At 64.3% G+C, this 5,286-nt stretch carries 9 protein-coding genes; 4 read left to right on the plus strand and 5 right to left on the minus strand.

Going from position 1 to position 5,286, the window contains the following annotated elements:
• Positions 1 to 98 precede the first annotated feature (98 nt).
• Positions 99 to 887, plus strand: a complete 789-nt coding sequence (locus tag VFF99_RS13290) for an SRPBCC family protein (RefSeq protein ID WP_325018634.1) — start codon at positions 99 to 101, stop codon at positions 885 to 887.
• 61 nt (positions 888 to 948) lie between these two features.
• A complete protein-coding gene (locus VFF99_RS13295) occupies positions 949 to 1,893 on the plus strand; it encodes an MYG1 family protein (RefSeq protein ID WP_325018636.1) in 945 nt (314 codons plus the stop codon).
• On the opposite strand, the gene VFF99_RS13300 is transcribed toward VFF99_RS13295, so the two are convergent.
• Together VFF99_RS13300 and VFF99_RS13305 are read right to left on the minus strand one after the other, a co-directional pair.
• The gene (locus VFF99_RS13300) at positions 1,884 to 2,111 is read right to left on the minus strand and encodes a DUF3820 family protein (RefSeq protein WP_325018648.1); all 228 of its coding nucleotides are present in this window, start codon (positions 2,109 to 2,111) and stop codon (positions 1,884 to 1,886) included. The two genes, VFF99_RS13295 and VFF99_RS13300, sit on opposite strands and share 10 nt — an antisense overlap.
• 8 nt (positions 2,112 to 2,119) lie before the next feature.
• Positions 2,120 to 2,701, minus strand: coding sequence for a DUF2242 domain-containing protein (locus tag VFF99_RS13305; RefSeq protein WP_325018638.1), 582 nt, complete (start codon positions 2,699 to 2,701; stop codon positions 2,120 to 2,122).
• Positions 2,702 to 2,774: 73 nt separating this feature from the next.
• Here VFF99_RS13305 and VFF99_RS13310 point away from each other — a divergent pair, with 73 nt between their 5' ends.
• Positions 2,775 to 2,963, plus strand: a complete 189-nt coding sequence (locus VFF99_RS13310; protein ID WP_325018639.1) for a hypothetical protein — start codon at positions 2,775 to 2,777, stop codon at positions 2,961 to 2,963.
• Positions 2,964 to 3,033: 70 nt separating this feature from the next.
• Here VFF99_RS13310 and VFF99_RS13315 read toward each other — a convergent pair whose 3' ends face one another.
• Both VFF99_RS13315 and VFF99_RS13320 read right to left on the minus strand, forming a co-directional pair.
• Positions 3,034 to 3,480, minus strand: coding sequence for a DUF2798 domain-containing protein (locus VFF99_RS13315; RefSeq protein WP_325018641.1), 447 nt, complete (start codon positions 3,478 to 3,480; stop codon positions 3,034 to 3,036).
• Positions 3,481 to 3,512: 32 nt separating this feature from the next.
• On the minus strand, positions 3,513 to 3,809 hold the full coding sequence (locus VFF99_RS13320; protein WP_325018643.1) for a hypothetical protein: 297 nt from the start codon (positions 3,807 to 3,809) through the stop codon (positions 3,513 to 3,515).
• 168 nt (positions 3,810 to 3,977) lie between these two features.
• Between VFF99_RS13320 and VFF99_RS13325 the strand changes: the two genes are divergently transcribed.
• Positions 3,978 to 4,940: a LysR family transcriptional regulator gene (locus VFF99_RS13325; RefSeq protein ID WP_325018645.1), complete on the plus strand. Its 963-nt coding sequence runs from the start codon at positions 3,978 to 3,980 to the stop codon at positions 4,938 to 4,940.
• Positions 4,941 to 4,996: 56 nt separating this feature from the next.
• Here VFF99_RS13325 and VFF99_RS13330 read toward each other — a convergent pair.
• On the minus strand, positions 4,997 to 5,286 hold a 290-nt coding region (locus VFF99_RS13330), incomplete at its 5' end, for a HigA family addiction module antitoxin (protein WP_325018646.1).

The following is a 5,286-nucleotide window of genomic DNA, read 5'->3' on the forward strand; positions in this document are numbered from 1 at the left end:
GCGCTGTCTGCTCTCATGGTCCGGCCTCGCAATTCAAGATTGACGCAACTTGTGCCCCGCCTTGTGTTCTCAAGCATAAACAGAGACGGAGGTTCATCATGGCAAGAATCCAGCAATCGATCGATATCGGCATGCCGGTACATATGGTCTACAACCAGCTTACGCAGTTCGAGGAATACCCGCGCTTCATGCAGGACGTGGAGACGGTGCACCAGCTCGACGACACCCACCTGCACTGGTCGGCGAAGATGTCTTACCAGCCGCTGGAGTGGGACTCGGAAATCGTCGAACAGATTCCCGACCGCTGCATCGCATGGCGCAATGACGGCGGGCCCATGCAGTCGGGCAAGGTCGAACTGCAGCCCATGGGCGACGATGGCGCACGCCTCACGATGACGGTGGAGTGCGACCCGGCACTGGTGCCCGCCGAACGCAGCGGCAATCCGGAAGAGATGGTGGCGCTGCGCCTGGAAGACGATCTGGCGCGCTTCAAGCAGTTCATCGAGGAGCGCGGTGCGGAAACCGGCGCGTGGCGCGGCGAGGTGCATGGCGGGCAATCGACCGGCGAGAGCGCCGGCAAGACTGTCGGACGCACGGCCGCCGAGCAGCGCGACAGCGCGCAGAGCGACCAGACCATGCAATCGGCGGCATCGCTGTCCCAGTCTTCGGACGACGACGCGGAGGATGGCCGCTACTCGGTGGCGGAAGAGCAGAACTTCGACCAGCAGTCGGACCAGGCGCGCCGTGTCGGACAGATGCCGCTGGACTTCGCTGCGCCAGGGACAGGCGAGACCGACCCGGCTGAGGCCATGTCGAAGGCGGCGGAGCCGGACGAGCAGAGCAAACTCAAGCAGTCGATCGAGCGCTCTGTCCCGCCGTCCGAATAGGGCCGCCCCGCGCATGCGGCCCGCAGCTTAGAATGCATGTTTTTCCCATGCCTGCGCGCCCATGATCATTGCCACCCATTCCGGAAAATTCCACGCCGACGATGTCTGGGCGGTGACCGTGCTGGACATCGTTTTCCCCGGCTGCACGCTGGTGCGCACGCGCGATCCCGAGCAGGTGCGCGCCGCCGATTTCGCAGTCGATGTCGGCGGCATCTGGGATCCGTCGGCGGGGCGCTTCGATCACCATCAGAAGGGCTTTGCCGGCACGCGCCAGTCGGGCGTGCTGTATGCGAGCGCGGGGCTGGTGTGGCGCACGCACGGCGCGCGCTGCGTGAGCCTGCTGGCGCAGCGCCACACCGGCCATGTGCCGGATGACGCCGATGCGCAGCAGATCGCCTGGGCCATCGACGCCGATCTCGTGCAATACCTCGACATGTCTGACAACGGCGCCGCGCGTAATGCGCCCGGCGGTTACGGCTTGTCGGCGATCGTCTCCGGTTTCAATCCCGGCTGGCTGGATGAGCAGCAGGCGGGCAGCGCCGAGGCCGCTGAGGCGATGCGGCTGCAGCAGTTCCGCCGCGCGATGACGCTGGTCGCGGATGTGCTCGTCAACCAGGTGAAATACCGCGTCGGCACGCTGCTGGCACTCGACAAGGTGCGCAAGGCGCGGGTGCTGGAGGAGGGCCGCCTGCTCTATCTCGACAATGCCGCGCTGCCCTGGACGGCGATCGTGCGCAACGAGATGCCGAAGGTGCTGTTCGTCCTCAGCTACGGCATGGCGGACGATCGCTACATGCTGCACACGGTGCCCGCCAACCCGGACACCTTCGCGTCGCGCGCGGACCTGCCGGCGGCATGGGCGGGCCTGCAGGGCGAGGATCTGGCGGCGGTCACCGGCGTGGAAGATGCGGTCTTCTGCCACAACAACCTGTTCATCGCGGCGGCGCGCTCCTATGAGGGCGCTCTGGCGATGGCGCGGCAGGCGCTGGCCAGCGTTCAGCGGTAGACGCGCGGCTTGTGGCGCAAGGGATCGAGCAGGGACGACAGGCCGTTGTGATCCAGCTCCTGCATCAAGGCGAGCAGGCGGCCGGTTTCGCCCGGCGGGAAGCCTTCGCGCGCAAACCAGTTCAGGTAGTGGCCCGGCAGGTCGGCGATCAGCCTCCCCTTGTATTTACCGAAGGGCATTTCGCGCGTCACGAGCAGTTCGAGCAGCGCCGGGTCGATCGGGGAGTTCACTGCTGTTCCAGGTTGTTGGCCGTGTTTTCTTCCTCGGGCACCGAGGAATCGTCCAAATAACGCTCCACGAGGGCGAAGAAGCGTTCGTAGAACAGTTTGTTGTCGATGGTCTCGCTGGCGACCTTCACCAGCGATTCGTCGCTCATGCCGAAGGGGACCGATACCGATCCCAGCGCGGGCACGCCGAGGCTGGCGGAGTTGCTGCTCTTCTTCAGCGAATAGCGGTCGCGCACGGCGTTGGCAAAGGCGGTGGTGCTGTTGCTGCCTTTGCTGTCGGGCGCGCACACGACATGGAATTCCATCTGCACATGCACATCGGCACCGGGCTGGAAGTTCTTGCGTCCGCGTACCAGCGACGGGCTCGCCTCGTGGATCACATAGCCCTGGCTCAGCAGCGCGCGCCGCGCCGCCTCGCAGGTCGCCCTGTCCGTGCCCGGAAAGCTGTGGGCGTGGATATCCGTGGAAGCGAAATCTTCCTGGATCGAGACGGTCTGGTTGCTCACCGTGGTCGCGCATGCGGCAAGACCGGCGGCGGCGAAAAGCATCGCGAGCGTGTTGAGCGGGCGCTGCATCGGCATGTATGACACCTCCTGGGCAAGTGTGTAATCTTAAGCAGGAAAGGTTTTTTTGTCGCGTAGCAGAAAGGCTGACATGACGGAACATCATTACAAGGACCGCAAGATCGAAGTGCACACCGAACAGGTCGGTTCGCGCTGGGACTGGTGGTTCGTGCTGGACGACCGGCCGCCGCGCCACAACGCCGAGCAGTACGCGCCGACCGAAAGCGCGGCGCTGGCGGACGCACTGGAAGCAGCCCGGCGGCTGATCGACAAGGCGTAAAAAAGCCCCGCGAGCCGAAGCCGGCGGGGCCAATCCTTCCTTAGGAGGGAGGAGGAGACAACGAGGGGCCTTACACTGCGCTGAAGTCCTTGGCAGGCTTCAGGCCGCGCAAGACCGCGTATCCGTGGCGCCGCGTGACACGGCGCGATGCGTCGGCGATATCGCCGAATGCCAGGCCGGGATCGCGCGCTTGCATGCGCGCCGGCGCCGAGATCGCCGCTGCCAGCCTCTGCAGTGCCGGACCGGTCAGGTAAGCAACCGGGAAGGCGATCGGCCAGGCGGTCAGCCAGCTTTCCATCCAGCGGCCGAGAAAACCGTCTGCCACCGCACCCGAGGTCGCGTGCATCACCGCAGTGACGACCAGGGTCATCAGCCCGCTGAACAGCAGGGCGGGCAGCATCGATGCCAGGCTGCGCGAACGGCGCAGTCGCAGCACGGCCTGGGCGAACGCACCCTCCGCCGGCTGACGGTACGCAGAAGCACGGGATGGCAGGTTCGGGTGCGCGACGATGGACATGTTTGGCTCTCGATGCCGGATTTAGTTCAAGCTTATTGGCGCGATGCGATGGAGCGAAGTTCGTTCGCCAGGCTGGGCTCGACGCGGTCGAGATCGCGCGCCATGCGGTTGAGCATGAGCACGCTTTGCATCATGCTGCGCTGGGAACGCTCTTCGAGTGACTTGCGCGGCTTGACGACCAGCAGGGCGGCACGCAGCATGCCGACCAGCAGGGGCTTGAACACCACCATCAGGGCGGCGAGGACGCCGAGGCCCAGCAGCGGACGGGCAACCGCCATGGCGTTGGCAGCGAAGGCTTCAGCAGGGAATGCAAGAGAAAGTACCGACATGATGTTTGCTCCTACGCAAAACTTTTACGACGAAATAGTGCTTTGTTGCATCGCAGTATAGGCATCCGCCAGTTATATAACCAATTTCCTTTAGGCATATCAGCTATAATCCCTGTGAATACCACCAATCAATTTTCTTTTTATTAATCAACGCACTAGGGCAACACCATGAGCTTTCTCACCCTCGATCTGAACCTGCTGCGGGTCTTTGACGCGGTGATGACGGAACAGAATCTCACGCGTGCCGCGAACCGCCTGGCGATGACCCAGCCAGCCGTTTCCAACGCCCTGCGGCGTCTGCGGGATTCGCTCGGCGACGAACTGCTGATCCGCACCGCGCACGGCGTCAAGCCGACGCCGCGCGCGGAAAACTTGTGGCCGGCGGTGCGCCAGGCCTTGTCGGCGCTGGAAGAAGCGATCACGCCGGAGCAGAACTTCGATATCGCCAACGCCCACAACACCTTCCGCCTGGCGATGGCGGACGCCACCGCCGCCCTGTGGCTGCCGGCTCTCGTACGCTCGATCGAGCGCGAGGCGCCCAAGCTCACGATCCGCATGGTGCCGCTGACGACACGCGAACCGCGCCCGATGCTGCTGCGCGGCGACATCGACCTTGCGGTCGGCTTCTTCCCCGGCGTCACCGCGCAGCTCGCGGGCGGGCAAGGCACCTCGGTCTCGCCGATCCGGCACGAGCAGCTGTATTCCGGCCGCTATGTGTGCGTGATGCGCAAGGACCATCCGCTGGCCAACGAGGAACTGACGGTGGACAGCTACTGCTCGGCCAACCATTTGCTGGTCAGCTTCTCGGGCCGCGCGCATGGCCTGGTCGACGAGGCGCTGGCCAAGATGGGCCGTGAGCGGCGCATCCTGCTGACGGTGAACCAGTTCTTCACCGCCGGCCGCGTGGTGGCAACCTCGGACCTCATCACGGTGCTGCCACGGCACCTGATCGCCTCGACCGGCATCACCGGTGCGCTGGTCACGAAAGAACTGCCCTTTGATCTGCCGAATGTGCACGTGGACATGCTGTGGCATGAGCGGGATACGCGCAGCCCGGCGCACAAGTGGCTCAGGGGGCATCTGAGCGGGACGACGAGCGAGACGTTTGCGAAGACGGGGATTATGCGGTGAGGGGCGTCTTGCCCCGCGCTCCATTTCAGGAGCGAGTTTGAAAGCGTTCTTTCCGCTTATGAAGCTTGAACATTGAGTGGACGGATCCGGCCCTTGATCTCGGGAAGCAGCTCCTGCTCCGCCACCCGAACGTCATACTCCGCTTGCAGATTCAGCCAGAAGCGCGGCTCCATGCCGAAGTACACGCCGAGGCGCATCGCTGTGTCGACGGTAATCGGGCGCTTGCCGTTCACGATTTCGCTGATGCGCGAGGTGGGCACGTCGATATCGGATGCTACCCGCGCATTGGTCAAGCCCATCGGCTTGATGAATTCCTCCACCAGAATCTCGCCGGGGTGGATCTCAT

It is taken from the genome of Noviherbaspirillum sp., from assembly GCF_035654295.1.
In the GTDB taxonomy this organism is placed as follows: domain Bacteria; phylum Pseudomonadota; class Gammaproteobacteria; order Burkholderiales; family Burkholderiaceae_D; genus Noviherbaspirillum.

Excerpts from the sequence above, each read along its gene's own strand:
- VFF99_RS13295 (WP_325018636.1), top strand. The coding sequence starts at position 949 with ATGATCATTGCCACCCATTCCGGAAAATTCCACGCCGACGATGTCTGG.
- VFF99_RS13290 (WP_325018634.1), top strand. The coding sequence starts at position 99 with ATGGCAAGAATCCAGCAATCGATCGATATCGGCATGCCGGTACATATG.
- VFF99_RS13310 (WP_325018639.1), top strand. The coding sequence starts at position 2,775 with ATGACGGAACATCATTACAAGGACCGCAAGATCGAAGTGCACACCGAA.
- VFF99_RS13305 (WP_325018638.1), bottom strand. The coding sequence starts at position 2,701 with ATGCCGATGCAGCGCCCGCTCAACACGCTCGCGATGCTTTTCGCCGCC.
- VFF99_RS13320 (WP_325018643.1), bottom strand. The coding sequence starts at position 3,809 with ATGTCGGTACTTTCTCTTGCATTCCCTGCTGAAGCCTTCGCTGCCAAC.
- VFF99_RS13315 (WP_325018641.1), bottom strand. The coding sequence starts at position 3,480 with ATGTCCATCGTCGCGCACCCGAACCTGCCATCCCGTGCTTCTGCGTAC.
- VFF99_RS13325 (WP_325018645.1), top strand. The coding sequence starts at position 3,978 with ATGAGCTTTCTCACCCTCGATCTGAACCTGCTGCGGGTCTTTGACGCG.